Genomic DNA, 17,602 nt, shown 5'->3' with positions numbered 1-17,602 from the left:
TACAGGGGTAAGCCATGATTGAAGCTGACCGTCTGGTTTCTGCGGAAGTTTTGCCAGATGATGAAGCCGTTGACCGTGCCATCAGACCTAAATTGTTGTCTGAATATGTCGGACAACCGCAGGTCTGTGAGCAGATGGAGATTTTTATTCAGGCTGCCAGACAGCGTGGTGATGCTCTTGACCATCTACTGATTTTTGGTCCGCCAGGATTGGGGAAAACAACGCTGGCGAATATTGTTGCCAATGAGATGGGTGTTAATCTTCGCACAACTTCAGGCCCGGTGTTGGAAAAAGCGGGTGATTTGGCGGCAATGCTGACCAATCTTGAACCGCACGATGTGTTGTTTATCGATGAAATTCACCGCTTATCGCCGGTAGTGGAAGAAATTCTTTATCCAGCTATGGAAGATTACCAGCTGGATATTATGATTGGCGAGGGGCCGGCAGCCCGTTCGATTAAAATTGATTTGCCACCTTTTACCTTGATTGGTGCTACTACTCGCGCAGGCTCTTTAACTTCTCCACTGCGTGATCGGTTCGGTATCGTGCAGCGCCTTGAGTTTTATAACGTGGACGATTTGCAAAGTATCGTTTCTCGCAGCGCTCGTTTTATGGGGGTGGCGATCACTGATGAGGGCGCCCGGCAAGTTGCCATGCGTTCTCGTGGAACGCCGCGGATTACAAATCGTTTACTGCGCCGGGTACGTGATTTTGCTCAAGTAAAAGGGAATGGTGCGATTGATGGCAATATTGCCACCAGAGCGCTGGATATGTTGAGCGTAGATGCTGCCGGTTTTGATTATCTGGATCGTAAATTACTGATTGCCATCATTGATAAATTTATGGGCGGGCCGGTTGGGGTAGATAATCTTGCCGCTGCTATTGGTGAAGAGCGGGAAACGATTGAAGATGTGCTGGAACCCTTTTTGATTCAACAGGGTTTTATTCAACGCACTTCCCGTGGACGAATTGCCACCGAACATGCTTATCGCCATTTTGGTATGGTCAGAGATCAGGAATGACTTGTTTAATTACCTGAAAAATCGGGATGGGTACTCCCTGCAAGGGAAACCTATCCCGTTCTCCTGATAACTGGGTTATCCCCACTCAGTGGATCAATTTTTTGCTTTACTGATCAGGCTGATAATAAACATCACCGCAGCACATAGCACGACAGAAGGCCCAGCTGGTGTGTCGTAAACGGCGGAGAAAGCTAATCCACCGGTGACGGCAAGCGTACCAACCGCAATAGCAATACCGGCCATTTGCTCCGGTGTACGGGCAAAACGGCGAGCAGTGGCGGCCGGGATAATGAGCAGGGAGGTGATAATCAGTGCGCCGACAAACTTCATTGCCAAGCCGATTGTCAACGCGGTTACCAGCATTAACAGCACTCTTAACCGCTGTATTTTAATTCCATCCACAAAAGCCATTTCTTGACTGACGGTGATAGAGAGCAAGGCGTTCCATTGCCAGAACAGGAGCGTGGTGACCATGGTGACACCGATGGCAATCAACCAAATATCTTCATAGGTGACTGATAACAAATCACCAAACAGATAAGCCATCAAATCAACTCGCACATTAGACATTAAACTGACAACCACTAGCCCTAATGATAATGCGCTGTGAGCCATAATCCCCAACAAAGTATCGATTGCCAGTTGAGGACGTTTCTCCAGCCAAACTAAAATAATTGCCAGTATCAAAGTGACGGCGATAATTGTGTAAAAAGGGCTAATATTTAGCAATAATCCGAAAGCAACGCCCAGTAATGAAGCATGAGCCAGAGTATCGCCAAAATAGGACATTCTGCGCCAGACAACAAATGAGCCTAATGGCCCGGCAGCAATAGCCAATAATACGCCGGCCAACCAACCGGGGAATAATAATTCGATCATGAGTGGCATTCCCTGTTATTTTCCAAGCTAATTTTCCCTTTCAGATCATGGTGATGGTCGTGTTGGTGGCGGTATATTGCCAATTGTTCAGCACCATGATGACCAAACATCGCGATAAATTCAGGGTGAGTTGAAACAACTTCAGGTGTGCCGGAACAACAAATATGTTGATTAAGGCATAAAACTTCGTCTGTTTTCGCCATGACCAGATGCAAATCATGGGAAACCATCAGTACAGCGCAATGTAATTCGGTCCTGATTTGATTGATTAAATCATAAAGTGCTAATTGACCATTAACATCGACCCCTTGTGTTGGTTCATCAAGGACGAGTAATTGAGGTTGATTTAATAGTGCTCTGGCTAATAAAACCCGTTGGCTTTCCCCACCGGATAATTTTTGCATGGGCTGTTGCAATAGATGAGCAGCATTTACTCGTTCAAGTGCCGGCAATATATCGCCAGATTTTACCCCAGGTTTTAGCATCATGAAGCGTTTAACTGTCAATGGCAGGGTGGGGTCAAGATGCAACTTCTGTGGAACATAGCCGATTTTCAATCCATCGGTATGTTCAATAGTGCCGGATGATGGCTCAATAAGCCCTAAAACAACGCGGACTAAAGTTGATTTACCGGCACCATTAGGACCTAGCAACGTCAGAATATTTCCTCGTTGCAAATGTAGAGAGATATTGTTTAATACCCGACGATCGCCGAAATTAACAGCAATATTTTTTAAAGTGATGAGTGTCGACATGTTAAATATATCTTGCGTGAATATTGAGATGTTATAATATAACAATTCTGGTTTCTGTCCACGAGATATTTACATTATGTTACACAAATCATATAAACTAGCGCACAAGTTTCTCTGCAAGACTGCGATTACTGCTGTTTTCATGTCAGGAACGATACAATCGGTTAATGCCGATGTTGTGACATCAATCCGTCCGTTGGGTTTTATTGCTGCGGCAATAACTGAGGGTGTAACTGATACGCAGGTACTGTTACCTGATGGGGCATCACCGCATGATTATGCATTGAAACCGTCTGATCTTAAGAAAGTTAATCAGGCAGATTTAGTTGTGTGGGTTGGACCTGAGATGGAAATCTTTTTGTCTAAACCGTTAGCCAAAGTTCCACAAAATAAACAGTTAGTTTTAGCGCAATTGCCAACGATTAGGCCATTATTGCTGAAAAATAATGAAGATTTACCCAAATCGGATCAACATAAACATGAAGATGGTCATGAACATCATTCTCATGGTGAATATAATATGCACATCTGGTTATCACCAGAAATAGCAAAACAGGTCGCACAGGGGATTTATGACCAATTACAAGCGCGTTATCCGCATAAAAAAGCAGCGCTGGACGTAAACCTACGTAAATTCAATACTCAGCTTGCGCAAACTGACAAAAATATTGCTAATATTCTTAAGCTGGTGCGTGGTAAGGGGTATTTTGTTTTTCACGATGCTTATGGCTATTTCGAGCAGCATTATGGCCTGACGCCATTAGGACATTTTACGATTAATCCTGAAATACAACCTGGCGCACAAAAATTACATCATATACGAACACAATTGGTTGAGCAGAAAGCAACCTGTATTTTTGCTGAGCCACAATTCAGGCCGACCGTTATTAATGCTGTGGCGAAGGATACGGGAGTGCGTATGGGCACTTTAGATCCGTTAGGAGGCCGCATCGTATTGGATAAGGACAGCTATATGAAATTTATAACTCAGTTGTCGGAACAGTACGCGGGTTGCCTGAATTAAAGTAATAAGGAATTCAATGAGTGCAACAGATAGTTAAAACTATCGTTCTGGTGTATAAGGAGTTACCGCGACCGCATAAAATTATGTTGGGTTCGCTGACTGTAGCAACATTGGTTGTCACTATGTGGCAACCTATTGCTTATCATCATGAACAAGAAGAAACAACAGTCGGCAGCATCGCCATCAACCTTCCCGTCGATAGTGATGAAATTATTGCAGATAGCAGTGAACAGCTACCGGACGAGGGTATTCCTGATGAAGAGACGAACTCAGAGGTCACGGCTCAAACTCCGCATGAATATATTGTCTCCGACGGTGACACCCTCAGTAATATTCTGACCCAATTTGGTATCGACTCTTCTGATGTAGCGTTACTCGCGAGTCAGCATAAAGCGTTACGGGGATTGAACATTGGTCAGCCATTGTCATGGACAGTCAATGAAGCGGGTGACTTGCAAACGCTGACTTGGGGTGTTTCCCGCCGTGAAATGCGCATTTATACCCGTGAAGGCGATCTGTTTAAAGAAACAAAAGAGTTTCAGAAAGGGGAGTGGAAAAACAGCGTCGTCGTTGGTGTTGTTGATAGTAACTTTACCAGCAGTGCTTTAAATGCCGGCTTAACCAGCAGTGAAGCACGTGAAGTCACTAAGGCACTGCAATGGCAAATTGATTTGCGTAAATTACATGAAGGTGATCGTTTCTCTGTATTGCTGTCCCGTGAAATGTTGGATGGTCACAGTGAACAGAGCCAATTACTTGGTGTTCGCCTAAATAGTGGTGGTAAAGATTATTATGCTATCCGGGCGGAAGATGGGCGTTTTTATGATCGTCAAGGTTCCGGTCTGGAGCGCGGTTTTTTGCGTTTTCCAACCACCAAGCAATTTCGGGTATCTTCCCAATTTAATCCTCGGCGTGTGAATCCAGTTACTGGTCGGGTTGCGCCGCATAAAGGTGTGGATTTTGCCATGCCGGTGGGAACGCCTGTTTTGGCGGTGGGTGACGGTGAGGTGATTGTCTCCAAATATAATGGAGCAGCAGGTAACTTTATTGCCATTCGCCATGGCCGCCAATATACCACGCGTTATATGCACTTGAGAAAGCTGCTGGTGAAATCAGGGCAGAAGGTAAAACGGGGTGATCGTATTGCGTTGTCCGGTAGCACTGGTCGTTCTACGGGCCCACATTTGCATTATGAATTCTGGATCAATCAGCAGGCGGTAAACCCATTAACGGCGAAATTACCGCGTTCTGGAGGTTTGAGTGGTAAAGAACGCACAGAATTCCTGGCAACGATAAAAGAGGTAACGCCTCAGCTTCTGTTAGATTGAGTTTAATTGTTCATTAGTAACAGACTTTAAAGCGGATGATTGCTATCATCCGCTGTCGTTTTATTTATGTTCAGAAAAAGGTGTGTTGATATCGTTGATATAACCCCCTGTACATGTGAAATGAACAATGATCTTTTTGTTTTAAAAGAGATAGCTCATGTATAAAGAAACAGATACAGACAGTAAAGTTGGTTATGTGCCGACATTTCATAAATCTTACTTGCATCCTCGTTACTGGGGATTATGGCTGGGCATTGGTGTGTTGGCCGGGCTGGCTTACCTGCCGGTTAAAGTGCGTGATCCTCTGCTGGCTAAAATAGGCTGGCTGGCGGGTAAGTTTGCGAAAGGGGCTCGTCGTAGAGCAAGAATAAATCTGTGTTACTGTATGCCGGAACTAACAGAGCAACAGCGTGAGGCATTGATTGATAAGATGTTTTCTACCGCACCTCAACCTTTTGTTATGTTGGCTGAACTTTGTTTACGTGGTACAAAATCAACGTTAAACCGGACTCATTGGCATGGCGAAGAGATTATTCTTCAACTGAAAGAGCAAGGGAAGAATGTTATTTTCATGGTTCCTCATGGCTGGGCTGTGGATATTCCTGCGATATTGCTGACGGCGGGTGGACAAAAAGCAGCGGCTATGTTTCATCATCAAAAAAACCCAGTATCAGATTATTTGTGGAATAAAGCTCGCAGTCAATTTGGTGGTCGTTTACATTCCCGTGATGCTGGAATTAAACCTTTTATCGCCACTGTTCGCCAGGGTTTCTGGGGATATTATCTGCCTGATCAGGATCATGGTGAAGAACACAGTGAGTTTGTTGATTTTTTCGCAACTTATAAAGCGACATTGCCAGCCATTGGGCGATTGATGAAGGTTTGTCGTGCCGCTATTGTGCCCCTGTTTCCGGTTTATAATTACCGTACCCATCAGCTTGATATTTATATTCGTCCACCAATGGATGATATTGATGGCAAAGATGATGCTTTTATTGCTCGTCGGATGAATGAAGAATTAGAACAATTAGTGCGACCAAATCCTGAGCAGTACACTTGGATACTTAAATTGCTTAAGACGCGGAAAGAGGGTGATATTGAGCCGTATAACAGAGAAGATCTGTGATTCTAATCGCAAGATATATGTGAAAACCATAATCACAGTTTGAAAGTTTTTATTGTCCCCCTAATGTTGGGCATGTTAGGGGGTTTTGTGAAAAAACATATTATTTGTACTTTGATATATTAGTTGAATGGTGGTTCTATATTTTCAAATACAGTATTAGTTGAGTGAAATAGAGACGGTAAGAATCTATTTTTACCGTCGGGTCGTTGTTGGATAAGCGAAACGCGCCAGTATTCTAGGTTTACCTGATTGTCGAAAACTTGGCGCTAAATGTAATAAAGTTTTATTCCACTTCAAGAATACGGCAGGTGTTAGTACTGCCAATTGTCCCCATCTGATCACCTTGAGTCACCAGAACAAGGTCACCGGAAACCAGATAACCTTTGTCACGTAGACGATTAACCGCTTCATTGGCCGCTGTAATGCCGTCAGTATGACTGCTGCAATAAACCGGTGTAACGCCACGGTAAAGTGCAGTTTGGTTTAAGGTTTTCTCATGACGAGACATAGAGAATATGGGGAGACCAGAACTGATGCGAGACATGATACGAGTGGTGCGGCCTGATTCGGTCATTGCAATAATGGCTTTAACCCCGTTTAGGTGGTTTGCCGCGTACATGGTAGACATTGCAATGGCTTCTTCGATACTGTCAAAAGTTGTGTCTAGCCGATGTTTTGATACGTTTAGCCCGGGCATTTTTTCTGCTCCGAGACAGACTCGCGCCATTGCGGCAACCGTTTCGGCAGGGTATTGGCCCGCGGCGGTTTCAGCGGAGAGCATCACGGCGTCAGTGCCATCAAGCACGGCATTTGCCACATCCATCACTTCTGCGCGGGTAGGCATTGGGTTGGTGATCATAGACTCCATCATCTGAGTCGCGGTAATAACTACACGATTCAGTTGGCGGGCACGGCGAATTAATTTTTTCTGAACGCCAACCAACTCTGGATCGCCGATTTCTACGCCAAGGTCACCACGAGCGACCATGACGACATCAGAAGCCAGAATGATTTCATCAATGGTTTTATCACTGCTAACGGCTTCTGCGCGTTCAACTTTTGCTACGATCTGTGTTTCACAGCCTGCGTCTCGCGCCAGACGGCGAGCGTAATTAAGATCTTCACCGGTGCGGGGGAAAGAGACAGCAAGGTAATCAACGCCAATTCTGGCCGCCGTAATAATGTCTTCTCTATCTTTTTCGGTCAGGGCTTCAGCGGATAATCCACCGCCCAGTTTGTTGATGCCCTTATTGTTGGATAGCGGGCCACCCACTGTCACTTCAGTGAATACTTTCATGCCCTGAACTGTTAATACTTTCAGTTGAACACGGCCATCATCTAGTAACAAAATGTCACCCGGTACAACATCCGTGGGTAATCCTTTGTAATCGATACCGACTTTCTCCTTATCGCCTTCGCCTTTACCAAGATTGGCATCAAGCAGAAATTTATCTCCGACATTCAGGAAAATCTTGCCCTCTTTAAACGTTGATACGCGAATTTTAGGTCCTTGAAGATCGCCAAGAATAGCGACATGGCACCCGAGTCGGGCTGCAATCTCGCGGACTTTGTTGGCTCGCTGGAGATGATCTTCGGCGGTACCGTGGGAAAAGTTAAGGCGGACTACGTTTGCACCCGCAGCAATAATCTTTTCAAGATTATTATCGCGGTCGGTAGCCGGACCAAGTGTAGTAACAATCTTAGTTCTTCTGAGCCGTCTGGACATGTGTTACTCCGTTGACCTGTGAGTATTGGTATTGGTTATATAAAAATAATCAATAATCTATTAATTATCCTATAAAACGAGTAAAAAAACTCTTCGGCAATCCAACTATCAAGGCTGCTTATAGATTACTCTTGTAACTTGCCCCGTTGCAAAGTCGCAAGCGACTACCGTGGGGCTTTTTGTGACCCGTCGTATCAACTTATCATGATACTTTTCGCTGTAGTGCCTATTGACCGTTGTCAACTATAGAGGAACGACAGGGGGAACGTTTTACACAATCGCTATGCCCTAGCGAATCAGCTAACCCTTTTTTAACGGATATTTATTGCCGCATTTCTATCCTATCATGATTTGTTCCCGATTTATCAATAATCTAATAGCCTTGGAGATTTTGATAATGAAAAGTTGTAGTCTCGCCGTTGACGGCGAGGAGTAGTCACAAGGGACGAAACGTTCAGGATGAGGGGCTGTAAAGTACGCAAATGATAAATTTTACTTTAGTATGTCGAGTTGACACTGTCTCTTAAGTCAGATTTATGATTAAGAGACAGTTATTTGCGTGAGGTTTGTCAGCGATCTGGGGGATGCAGGGTTCTTATGCTTTTCGATGCCATCCCATCAACTTAATATATGAATTGGTAATTGTAATCGCTGCATTGGCACCTGTATCTCCGGTATTACCTGAAATTGTATGGTTGTGTGATCCTATTGATACCGTATGAGAGTGGTTGCCATCAGTGCTGGTGTTGAATTTGTAGTTGTCATTATCTGGCACGTTTGCTGACCCTATATTGTTTCTAGAATTGTCGTAATAGCCGTAACGTCCCCCCCAAGCTTCACCCCAAGCGCTATCATGATGGTGAGCTCCAGTGGTATTAGTGGTTTTGGTGCCATAATCAAATGTGCTCGTTGTCCCAGAAAATGTATGATTATGTGCTGGCATTTGTGCTGCTGTCAGACTTATCGAATCGTTGCCGCCAGTTGATAAAAGATCGGAACCATTGGCGTTAGCTAACCGAACTGTTTTATTTTCACCAATGTATTCCCAGGTAGTACCCGGAAATAGCACATTGGGGTTTTTATTTTGAGCGAACCAAATCACAATGCCTACAGGATATTGAGTGTTGATAATGGTTTCGATTAAGCCAAGATTTTTCACAAATGCATTTTTATCAGGAATATCGGCACCGTTTTGGTTTTTTGCTAGCCGGTTATTAGCGTTATCGTTTACATCAGCAACAAGATTCTGAGTTGCTGCGAGGGTATTACTGTTACCTATTTTGTCGGTGAGTTGAATAATGCCTTGTTGTGTTAATGAGGCGCTTGGCACTGCTGCTGCAATTTTTTGTTCTAATGCTCTATTTAATAGTGTTGTGAGGTTGGCGGTATTACCATCATCCAAAATATCATTGCCAGATTGCGTCATGATAAAATTAGCGACGACAGAGGATATGGTTGACGACTGACGTAATACTTTGTTTAGCAAATGAATAGTAATATCACCTGGAGGGAATCCAGTCTTCAAATTTGGGCTTTCTTCATAGGCTTCTTGGCTGACTACATTAGCATTATTACTAATGGAAAAAGCTTTGAAATCATTTTTTGGGTTCATGTTTCCACCTAAAATTAAATTATTTTATAATCAAGGTATTAGATTATTGTAGAAGTAATTTCCATAAATATATTTTAATGATAGTTTAGCTTGGAAAAATTATGATAAATTGTCCTTGTAACTTAGGAAGTTAATTGTTTTTGTATAATGGATAGAAATAAAAATCCGAAATTGTGTGATCAAATAAATATCTAAGCCGTTTATATTCAATATCTGAAAAAATGCTGATGGCTATATTATTTTTGTCCAGTACGGATTTACTCATTAGGCGGTCCTTATAATGTAATTAAATGCTACATTTCTTGGACGTGTTTCATTATCACCATTCATCCCAATGGATTTATTTTCCCCTAAGCTACCTCGTTCGTTTGAACCACCAGTCATACTGCCACGCATGGGGTCTGTATATTCAAGAGAGGTTTTATCGCTGTTAGTGGTATTAATATTATGATTATGTCTTTTGAATGCATCATATTGAAAACTCAATATATTACGTCCGTTATCAATACCACGCCAACTATCCCAACCACGAATAAATTCACCACGTAAATCGGGTAATATCCCATTAGGGTAGGCTTGCGCTAATTTCGGATATTTTGTTTTATCAAAAGGAGCGCCGTTACATTGTGCCCATCCTTCTGGTGGGGTGGTAGTCGGCCAGGGAAGTGGTACCCCTACCGGGATCAATTTTTCAAACAAACTGAGGTTTCTCACAAAAGCATCTTTATCAGGAATGTCGGCACCGTTTTGGTCTTTTGCCAGCCGGTTATTCGCATTCTGATTAACATCAGAAACAAGCTTCTGCGTTGCCGCAAGGGTATTACTGTTACCTGTATTGTCTGTGAGTTGAATAACGCCTTGTTGTGTTAGTGAGGCACTTGGTACTGTTGTTGTAATTTTTTGTTCTAACGCGCTATTTAATTGGGTAATGAGTTTAGCGATATCACCGTCATCCAGAATATCATTGTCAGATTGTGTCGCGATAAAATTAGCGACGACAGAGGATATGGTTGACGATTGGCGTAATACTTTGTTTAGCAAATGAATAGTAATATCACCTGGAGGAAACCCAGTTTTCAAACTTCGGTTTTCTTCATAGGCTTCTTGACTGATTACATTAGCATTATTACTGATAGAAAAAGCTTTAAAATCATTCTGGGGAATCATATATTTTCCTAAAATTGAATAATGTGATTTTATAAGCAGCATATTGAATTATTGTAAAATTCATTTTCCGCAATATATGTTAATAGTAGTTTAGCTCGGAAAAAGCATGATAAAGTATTCTTATAAGTTAAAGGGTTAATTGTTTTTGTATAATGGATAGGAATAAAAATGCGAAACTGTGTGATTGGATAAATATTTAAGTAATTTATATTCAACATCTGAAAGTTATTTTGCTATTACTGTTTTCTATTTCTTCCGGTTTCGATTTTTTCGGAATTATTTATAATAACCCTCTGGTTTGATTTTTGATTTTTTAAACTATCATTATTTTATTGAGTTAACTAAGTGATATAGGATTTTCTTGCCATAATTATATGATTCTTCTCATATATTGACCAATGTAGATTATTTACTGGCACTCAATGATCCATAAACGATTGCTGACTACGCGATTGCTGCGAGTCAGCCTAACAACAAGAGGATTACTTTCAGGTTGAGGGAAAGTCAATTTTATTAAGGCGTGAATTCCGCAGCGCTTCTTTGACTCTTTTCAAGTTATCTCTGAATTTTGAACCACGGCGCAGGGTAAAACCCGTAGCTAAAACATCAATAACAGTTAATTGAGCGATTCTTGAGACCATTGGCATATAAATGTCTGTATCTTCCGGGACGTCCAGAAGAATGGCGAGCGTTGCTTCGTGGGCGAGGGGAGAATCTTGGGAGGTAATTGCGATAACTGTCGCATCATTTTCTCGCGCAAGTTGTGCTGCTTCAACCAAACTTTTAGTTCTGCCGGTATGGGAGATGAGTACGACGACATCACCTTCGGCACTGTTAATACAGCTCATCCGTTGCATCACAATGTCATCAAAATAGATAACCGGAATATTGAACCGGAAAAATTTATTCATTGCGTCATGGGCGACGGCCGCAGAAGCCCCTAAACCAAAAAATGAGATTTTCCGGGCTTGTGTTAGTAAGTCAACAGCTCGGTTAATAGACGTAATATCCAGATTGTTTTTCACGGTATCCAGAGTTGCCATTACCGATTCAAATATCTTATTGGTGTAGGCACTAACTGTATCGCTCTCTTCAACATTGCGATTTACGTAAGGCGTACCATTGGCAAGACTTTGGGCTAGATGGAGTTTGAAATCGGGAAAACCTTTAGTATCCAGACGGCGACAAAAACGATTAACCGTGGGCTCACTGACTTCCGCCATTTTCGCCAGCGTTGCGATACTGGCATGGATCGCAGTTTGCGGTGAAGCCAGGATTATCTGCGCCACTTTTTTTTCTGACTTACTCAAGAATTCGATACTGTTTTGGACTCGTTCCAGTGTATTCATAAAACGCAGTTACCTGTGATTTTTGACGATTTCATTCAGAGGAGAAATCTATAATAAATTTTATGAAAATATACTATTAGCAAATTGAAGCTGGCAGTAGGAAGTCACAATAATTTAATGTTTTTCATAAAAGTATGACTAGTGTCTAACTTTCATATTGGTAATTATCTTTCATAAGCGTTGTAAAATTACATAAAATTATCACATTTTTATCAGTGGTGAAACATATTGTTAACGCGAAGTAATGGTTATTCGTTATCGCTGTTTACGCGCTATGGTCAAAAGAGTACATTATTGGTTAATGCTGTAACAAAATTACAATATCCCGCAACGAGGAGAGACATATGGCGGTTACTTCTACAGCTCAGGCTTGTGATTTAGTCATTTTTGGCGCTAAAGGGGATTTGGCACGCCGGAAATTATTGCCTTCCCTTTATCAGCTTGAGAAAGCGGGTTATATCCACCCAGAAACCCGGATTATCGGTGTTGGCCGGGCTGATTGGGATAAAAAGGCGTATACCAAGGTTGTTGAAGAAGCTTTAAATACGTTCTTGCCGGAAAAATTAGATCCAGAGTTATGGAAGACATTGAGTGAACGTTTGGCGTTCTGCAATCTGGATGTTAATCAAAAGGAAGACTTTGCTAAACTGAAGGCAATTCTTAATCAGGAACACCAGCCTGCAATCCATTATTTTGCAATGCCACCGAGCACTTTTGGTTCGGTTTGTCATGGGTTGGGCCTTGCCGGGTTAAATAAAGAGCCAAACCGGGTTGTGATGGAAAAACCTTTAGGCACCGATCTTGAATCATCTAAAGCTATTAATGATGAAGTGGCAAAATATTTCAATGAGCGTCAGGTTTATCGTATCGATCATTATCTGGGTAAAGAAACTGTATTGAATCTATTAGCGCTACGGTTTGCCAATTCTCTGTTTGTGAATAATTGGGATCACCGGACAATTGATCATGTGCAAATTACGGTAGCTGAAGAAGTCGGTATTGAAGGCCGTTGGGGTTATTTTGACCAAGCTGGGCAAATGCGCGATATGATTCAGAATCACTTGTTGCAAATATTGACCATGATTGCGATGTCTCCTCCGGCAGATCTGACAACAGACCGTATCCGAGATGAAAAAGTAAAAGTATTGCGTTCTCTGCGCCGTATTGATCACACGAATGTGCGGGAGAAAACAGTGCGTGGTCAATACACCGCTGGTTTTGTTCAGGGGCATAAGGTACCGGGGTATCTGGAAGAAGAGGGGGCGAACCAGTCCAGCCGGACGGAAACTTTTGTCTCTATCCGCGTCGATATTGACGACTGGCGTTGGGCCGGGGTTCCTTTCTATCTGAGAACGGGTAAACGTCTGCCAACGAAATGTTCCGAGGTGGTAGTTTATTTCAAAAAGCCGGCGCTGAATTTGTTCTCTGAATCTTATCAACAACTGCCACAAAACAAGCTGACGATTCGTCTGCAACCGGATGAAGGTATTGATATTGAAGTGCTGAACAAAGCCCCGGGGCTGGAACACAAGCATCGTTTGCAAACGACTAAGTTGGATCTCAGTTTCTCTGAAACGTTTAACCATATTCCATTGGCAGATGCTTATGAGAGATTGTTGCTGGAAGCTATGCGGGGTATTCAGGCGCTATTCGTTCGTCGTGATGAGGTGGAAGAAGCTTGGAAATGGGTTGATTCTATTATGAATGCATGGGCGGCGGATAATGATGCGCCTAAGCCTTATCAGGCGGGGACGTGGGGGCCGGTTGCTTCTGTTGCTATGATCACTCGCGATGGTCGTTCGTGGAATGAGTTTGAGTAATTGGCAAACCTTATCCGTTGAAGCTCAAGCCGCGTTGTAAGCGGCTTGGGTTATTATCAACAAGGTATCTGCTTGTGTTGATATCAATGTTGTTTTTTGATTCAACTCTGTTTATCAGATAAAAAAATAAGTAAAATTGAGAGGTTGCTTTCTATTATTTCGTATGGTAGAAGTAATAGGAATATTAACATTATTTATGAGGATTCTTAGTATATCGTGCAGAATATCGGTGCGATGAAAGAATGAGATATCATGAACAGCGCCAAAAGCGTCAAGTTTCAAAGTTCCACTCACATGCTTTTCCTTTCTGCCATTTTATCCAGTGAGCATTACTGGTGCAGTTCATTATAGCGTCTGACTCCTGTTGACCGGTTTTCAACCGGTATTTCTGTTTCGTCAAAACGTCAGGTTATTATTTCTCATCTTATGCATAGGTGGGTTAGATCATTTATTAGCTTGCGTCTTGATGTGCGTATTTGCGTAGTCAGGAGAAAGAAAATGATTTATTGGTTATTCCTTGCAATGGCAATTGTTACCGAAGTTATCGGTACCTTATCAATGAAACATGCCAGCGTTTCTGGTGGTGTAGTTGGCATGGCTGTTATGTACATTATGATCGCCGCATCCTATATTTTGCTGGCAATGGCGGTGAAAAAAGTTGCACTGGGCGTTGCGTATGCGTTGTGGGAAGGGGTTGGCATTCTATTTATTACTGTTTTTAGTGTCATGTGGTTTGATGAATCACTGTCATTGATGAAAGTAGGTGGTTTGGCTCTGCTGATAACAGGAATTATGTTGATTAAATCCGGCACTAGAAAAGCGGCAGTGAAAAAATCGGCAGAGGTAGTAAAACAGATGGCAAATAAGGCTGTCAGTGTCGCAACAACCAAAAACAGTAAAATAAAGGAGGCATAACATGTTGCAACAATTTGAATGGTGGCATGCGGCGTTCTTATTCCTTGCTGTCGCTTTGGATATTTTAGCGAATATTTTACTGAAACTTTCTAATGGTTTTAGACGTCCTTGGATGGGTATTCTCTCGCTTATTACCGTCCTTGGGGCGTTCAGTGCGCTTGCTCAGGCAGTGAAGGGAATTGAGCTTTCTGTTGCTTATGCCTTATGGGGCGCTTTCGGTATTATCGCGACGGTTGCTGCTGGTTGGATTATGTTTAATCAGCGTTTGAATTGTAAAGGTTGGGGTGGAATTGCCTTGTTGCTGTTGGGCATGGTGATAATCAAGATGGCTTAAGCCGTAGCGTAATCCAATCATTATCTGCTGGCATGCAACTATTTTGCATAGTCACCAGCAGATATGAGTAAAACGACTTTCTAGCAGGTAAAACATATGTCTGGTTTATTACCATCTTTCAAACGACAACCAGGACACCAAGAATGAACAATATAGCGGCCATCACCCATATCCCTCATACCGAAGTCTTCATAGCGATAAAAAACGTGTTGACCCATTGAGGCGGAACAACATGGGCAACTTTTATAGATCTTGCCTTCTACTTCCGCAACAACGGAATCATGAAGGGAATCATGACAACCTGAACAAACATCCATAGCATGCTCCATACCAAGTGATAAAAGTTATTGAAGATTAGGCCATGTTTATATTCACTAAACAGTGGCCAGACACTGATGTGCTTATTAGAAAGTATGGACGACGTATAAGTATAATTCAACATTGAAAAGGTAAATAGTCGAAAATCCATTTGGTGAGTTAACTCTGTCAGATGAAATTAACGCGATTTGTGATAAGCAATATTGGAAACTATTTTATTACACTTAATCATCGAAGTTTTATCTACGAATTAAAAATAGTCTAATTTAAAATTATTCCTAAAATGGGTCATTACTAAAGTAGGTGTTTTAGCCTGTAAGATTGATTTATAATAAGTTTATATACAGGCTCCTAAAATTCTCAAAAAGCTATAGAAAATGGATTTAAAAATTGTCTATGCCAGAGCAACTTTTTATCTATTTCACTTAATTCAGCTTCTTCACAGATACTGTTCCAATTATCTTGGATTATTGATATTTGTTTATTAAAGATTTCTTTTGCTTTTTTCTCTGAAATATTAAAGTTATGCGCAGTTTCCAAACAAATTTGTAATTGACTTAGATTTTTATTTCCGACTATTAGCATTGCTTGAGATGCTTCATTACCCGATCTACCTTGAGGACATATATCATAAGCAGGGGTTAAACTTAAATTTTTTCCATCCCAAAATGCAGCATGATTTCGAGCGTGATCATCTGTGTTACCACACAATATATTAAAAACTAACCGTGAAAATAATTCTTCTAATGTTTTTTGAGGATTAGTGAAACGATATCGTATAATCTCGGCAAATTTTTCATAACTAGCATATCTAGCCATCATATCATCCAAATTAAATAGGGTTAGAGCAGAGACCATTGATTTCCGTAACCAACCATTTTGGGTATGTTCTCGATCAAATCTTTCAATTAATAGTACATTTTTATTTGAGGATGTTGTTAATTTTACTGGTGCAACATCAATACCAACTTGCTTAGCAAGTTTCATGGCAATAAACTCTGCTTTAACTACACTGTAAAGATCACTACTTGAAGAAAATTTAGCGACATATTTTCTTCCTTTATCCTCAATTAGTGCTTTAGGCCGTGCCCCGCCGATTGAACTACCGTGAAAAAGTGCTTGGTCTAATTCTGGCGTTAATAATAGACCATTTTCAACTCGTTCTGCGGATTGAACTAATTCTTCTAAACTGACATTTTTTATAGATCGTGGAGTATATTTGGATGGAGATAGTTGAAAATCTAAAGCACCTATGCGGTCAGATCCTGATTCAAGAAGGTAAGTTATTTCATTTAATATATACCCTATGGATTTCAAGATGCATCGCGACGGCAAGGGAGCGAATCCCCGGGAGCATAGGTAACTATGTGACCGGGGTGAGTGAGTGCAGCCAACAAAGAGGCAACTTGAAAGATGACGGGTATAGTAGTTTCTGTATCCGCTCCTTTTAGTCCTAATTTTTTGTTGATTATAACTCTGCGACCCCACGCATCAGGAGAAGCGTCGCGGATACAGCCAGGTATTGTTAGATCACTGGCTTAGTTTGTTCTGGTAACCATATCCAGACATAAGCTTCTTTGTTGTTAGAAATCATCGTACATTTCTCTCTCTTCTTCCTGAATACGTTGTGGTAACAAAACTAGCTTATCTCTCGTTTGTTCTATACGTGCTGAGATAGGAAGCTTATCACTATCAAACAAGTTGATACCTACAAGGTTAGCTAGCTCAAATGCTAATCCTATAGAGCAACCCATATCTCCGCTTTCAATTTTTTGCAGTGTGGTTCTGGATATACCAGCACGTTCTGCCAAATTCTTTTCTGACCAATGGCGCCGTTTTCTACCTAACTTGATTTGTTCTCCGAGTAACATGACTGCTTCTTTAGAGAATTTTGAATAGGCTCTATGTTTTAACATACTCCCTCCTTATGACCATTATAATGGTCATTGATGGTCTTAATGACCACTATAATAGTCATTATCATGGTTTGTCAAAATAAGAATGTCAACATTAGATGACCATTATAATGGTCATCTTATAGTTCAAGGCATAGGAGGAAGGTTAGAAATGTTGGGTTTATAATATTCCACTTGGAACAATGGATAATGTAGTTCATGAAAATATCGATTAATATTTTATTTTAAAATGTTATTGCAACTAAATTAACGGATAAAATTATATCTTATTTACATTAATAACACCTATTGGGATATTCTTAATAACCTCC

16 protein-coding genes are annotated in these 17,602 nt (G+C 41.5%); 7 read left to right on the top strand and 9 right to left on the bottom strand.

Translation table 11 applies throughout. The features are described from left to right. Positions 1-14 precede the first annotated feature (14 nt). Complete coding sequence (ruvB, locus tag AACQ83_RS02040; protein WP_112876056.1) at positions 15-1,022, top strand: Holliday junction branch migration DNA helicase RuvB; 1,008 nt, start codon at positions 15-17, stop codon at positions 1,020-1,022. 93 nt (positions 1,023-1,115) lie between these two features. On the opposite strand, the gene znuB is transcribed toward ruvB, so the two are convergent. Then, a complete protein-coding gene (gene znuB, locus AACQ83_RS02035) occupies positions 1,116-1,901 on the bottom strand; it encodes a zinc ABC transporter permease subunit ZnuB (RefSeq protein ID WP_112876055.1) in 786 nt (261 codons plus the stop codon). Beyond that, a complete protein-coding gene (gene znuC / locus AACQ83_RS02030) occupies positions 1,898-2,656 on the bottom strand; it encodes a zinc ABC transporter ATP-binding protein ZnuC (RefSeq protein WP_112876054.1) in 759 nt (252 codons plus the stop codon). The genes znuB and znuC overlap by 4 nt, the downstream gene beginning before the upstream one ends. A 76-nt stretch (positions 2,657-2,732) precedes the next feature. Between znuC and znuA the strand changes: the two genes are divergently transcribed. The 3 genes from znuA (at position 2,733) to lpxM (ending at position 6,134) form a co-directional block, all read left to right on the top strand. After that, a complete protein-coding gene (znuA, locus tag AACQ83_RS02025) occupies positions 2,733-3,680 on the top strand; it encodes a zinc ABC transporter substrate-binding protein ZnuA (RefSeq protein ID WP_112876053.1) in 948 nt (315 codons plus the stop codon). A gap of 20 nt (positions 3,681-3,700) precedes the next feature. Continuing rightward, a complete protein-coding gene (mepM, locus tag AACQ83_RS02020; protein ID WP_112876052.1) occupies positions 3,701-5,008 on the top strand; it encodes a murein DD-endopeptidase MepM in 1,308 nt (435 codons plus the stop codon). Between the two features lie 157 nt (positions 5,009-5,165). Beyond that, complete coding sequence (lpxM, locus tag AACQ83_RS02015; protein ID WP_112876051.1) at positions 5,166-6,134, top strand: lauroyl-Kdo(2)-lipid IV(A) myristoyltransferase; 969 nt, start codon at positions 5,166-5,168, stop codon at positions 6,132-6,134. 283 nt (positions 6,135-6,417) lie between these two features. Here lpxM and pyk read toward each other — a convergent pair whose 3' ends face one another. The 4 genes from pyk to AACQ83_RS01995 all read right to left on the bottom strand — a co-directional run bounded on the left by pyk (position 6,418) and on the right by AACQ83_RS01995 (position 11,988). Next, positions 6,418-7,860 (bottom strand): pyruvate kinase, encoded by a 1,443-nt coding sequence (pyk, locus tag AACQ83_RS02010; protein ID WP_112876050.1) that lies wholly within the window; start codon positions 7,858-7,860, stop codon positions 6,418-6,420. Between the two features lie 595 nt (positions 7,861-8,455). Next, positions 8,456-9,472, bottom strand: coding sequence for a tail fiber protein (locus AACQ83_RS02005; RefSeq protein ID WP_112876049.1), 1,017 nt, complete (start codon positions 9,470-9,472; stop codon positions 8,456-8,458). Positions 9,473-9,736: 264 nt separating this feature from the next. After that, positions 9,737-10,639: a phage tail protein gene (locus AACQ83_RS02000; RefSeq protein WP_112876048.1), complete on the bottom strand. Its 903-nt coding sequence runs from the start codon at positions 10,637-10,639 to the stop codon at positions 9,737-9,739. Positions 10,640-11,127: 488 nt separating this feature from the next. Further along, positions 11,128-11,988 (bottom strand): MurR/RpiR family transcriptional regulator, encoded by an 861-nt coding sequence (locus AACQ83_RS01995; RefSeq protein WP_112876047.1) that lies wholly within the window; start codon positions 11,986-11,988, stop codon positions 11,128-11,130. Between the two features lie 344 nt (positions 11,989-12,332). Here AACQ83_RS01995 and zwf point away from each other — a divergent pair, with 344 nt between their 5' ends. The 3 genes from zwf to mdtI all read left to right on the top strand — a co-directional run bounded on the left by zwf (position 12,333) and on the right by mdtI (position 15,057). Next, on the top strand, positions 12,333-13,808 hold the full coding sequence (gene zwf / locus AACQ83_RS01990; protein ID WP_112876046.1) for a glucose-6-phosphate dehydrogenase: 1,476 nt from the start codon (positions 12,333-12,335) through the stop codon (positions 13,806-13,808). Between the two features lie 498 nt (positions 13,809-14,306). Beyond that, a complete protein-coding gene (gene mdtJ / locus AACQ83_RS01985; RefSeq protein ID WP_088373063.1) occupies positions 14,307-14,723 on the top strand; it encodes a multidrug/spermidine efflux SMR transporter subunit MdtJ in 417 nt (138 codons plus the stop codon). A 1-nt stretch (position 14,724) separates the two neighbouring features. Beyond that, a complete protein-coding gene (mdtI, locus tag AACQ83_RS01980; RefSeq protein WP_049581746.1) occupies positions 14,725-15,057 on the top strand; it encodes a multidrug/spermidine efflux SMR transporter subunit MdtI in 333 nt (110 codons plus the stop codon). Positions 15,058-15,137: 80 nt separating this feature from the next. Here the strand turns inward: mdtI and AACQ83_RS01975 are convergent, their stop codons facing one another. The 3 genes from AACQ83_RS01975 to AACQ83_RS01965 form a co-directional block, all read right to left on the bottom strand. After that, positions 15,138-15,374, bottom strand: coding sequence for a hypothetical protein (locus AACQ83_RS01975; protein ID WP_112876045.1), 237 nt, complete (start codon positions 15,372-15,374; stop codon positions 15,138-15,140). A gap of 361 nt (positions 15,375-15,735) precedes the next feature. Next, positions 15,736-16,692: a type II toxin-antitoxin system HipA family toxin gene (locus AACQ83_RS01970; protein WP_240000674.1), complete on the bottom strand. Its 957-nt coding sequence runs from the start codon at positions 16,690-16,692 to the stop codon at positions 15,736-15,738. 266 nt (positions 16,693-16,958) lie between these two features. Next, positions 16,959-17,291, bottom strand: a complete 333-nt coding sequence (locus AACQ83_RS01965; RefSeq protein WP_112876043.1) for a helix-turn-helix transcriptional regulator — start codon at positions 17,289-17,291, stop codon at positions 16,959-16,961. Positions 17,292-17,602 lie beyond the last annotated feature (311 nt).

The sequence above is a fragment of the Photorhabdus sp. S10-54 genome (assembly GCF_963878145.1).
Classification (GTDB): Bacteria; Pseudomonadota; Gammaproteobacteria; order Enterobacterales; family Enterobacteriaceae; genus Photorhabdus; species Photorhabdus kayaii.
Note: the sequence above shows the minus strand (reverse complement) of the source record. Positions and strands in the feature narration are given on the sequence as shown.

What these genes read in the sequence shown, in the direction of transcription:
- ruvB (WP_112876056.1), top strand. Translation starts at nt 15, where the DNA reads ATGATTGAAGCTGACCGTCTGGTTTCTGCGGAAGTTTTGCCAGATGAT.
- mdtJ (WP_088373063.1), top strand. Translation starts at nt 14,307, where the DNA reads ATGATTTATTGGTTATTCCTTGCAATGGCAATTGTTACCGAAGTTATC.
- pyk (WP_112876050.1), bottom strand. Translation starts at nt 7,860, where the DNA reads ATGTCCAGACGGCTCAGAAGAACTAAGATTGTTACTACACTTGGTCCG.
- AACQ83_RS01975 (WP_112876045.1), bottom strand. Translation starts at nt 15,374, where the DNA reads ATGGATGTTTGTTCAGGTTGTCATGATTCCCTTCATGATTCCGTTGTT.
- lpxM (WP_112876051.1), top strand. Translation starts at nt 5,166, where the DNA reads ATGTATAAAGAAACAGATACAGACAGTAAAGTTGGTTATGTGCCGACA.
- AACQ83_RS02005 (WP_112876049.1), bottom strand. Translation starts at nt 9,472, where the DNA reads ATGAACCCAAAAAATGATTTCAAAGCTTTTTCCATTAGTAATAATGCT.
- znuB (WP_112876055.1), bottom strand. Translation starts at nt 1,901, where the DNA reads ATGATCGAATTATTATTCCCCGGTTGGTTGGCCGGCGTATTATTGGCT.
- mdtI (WP_049581746.1), top strand. Translation starts at nt 14,725, where the DNA reads ATGTTGCAACAATTTGAATGGTGGCATGCGGCGTTCTTATTCCTTGCT.
- AACQ83_RS01995 (WP_112876047.1), bottom strand. Translation starts at nt 11,988, where the DNA reads ATGAATACACTGGAACGAGTCCAAAACAGTATCGAATTCTTGAGTAAG.
- AACQ83_RS01965 (WP_112876043.1), bottom strand. Translation starts at nt 17,291, where the DNA reads ATGTTAAAACATAGAGCCTATTCAAAATTCTCTAAAGAAGCAGTCATG.
- zwf (WP_112876046.1), top strand. Translation starts at nt 12,333, where the DNA reads ATGGCGGTTACTTCTACAGCTCAGGCTTGTGATTTAGTCATTTTTGGC.
- znuA (WP_112876053.1), top strand. Translation starts at nt 2,733, where the DNA reads ATGTTACACAAATCATATAAACTAGCGCACAAGTTTCTCTGCAAGACT.
- znuC (WP_112876054.1), bottom strand. Translation starts at nt 2,656, where the DNA reads ATGTCGACACTCATCACTTTAAAAAATATTGCTGTTAATTTCGGCGAT.
- AACQ83_RS02000 (WP_112876048.1), bottom strand. Translation starts at nt 10,639, where the DNA reads ATGATTCCCCAGAATGATTTTAAAGCTTTTTCTATCAGTAATAATGCT.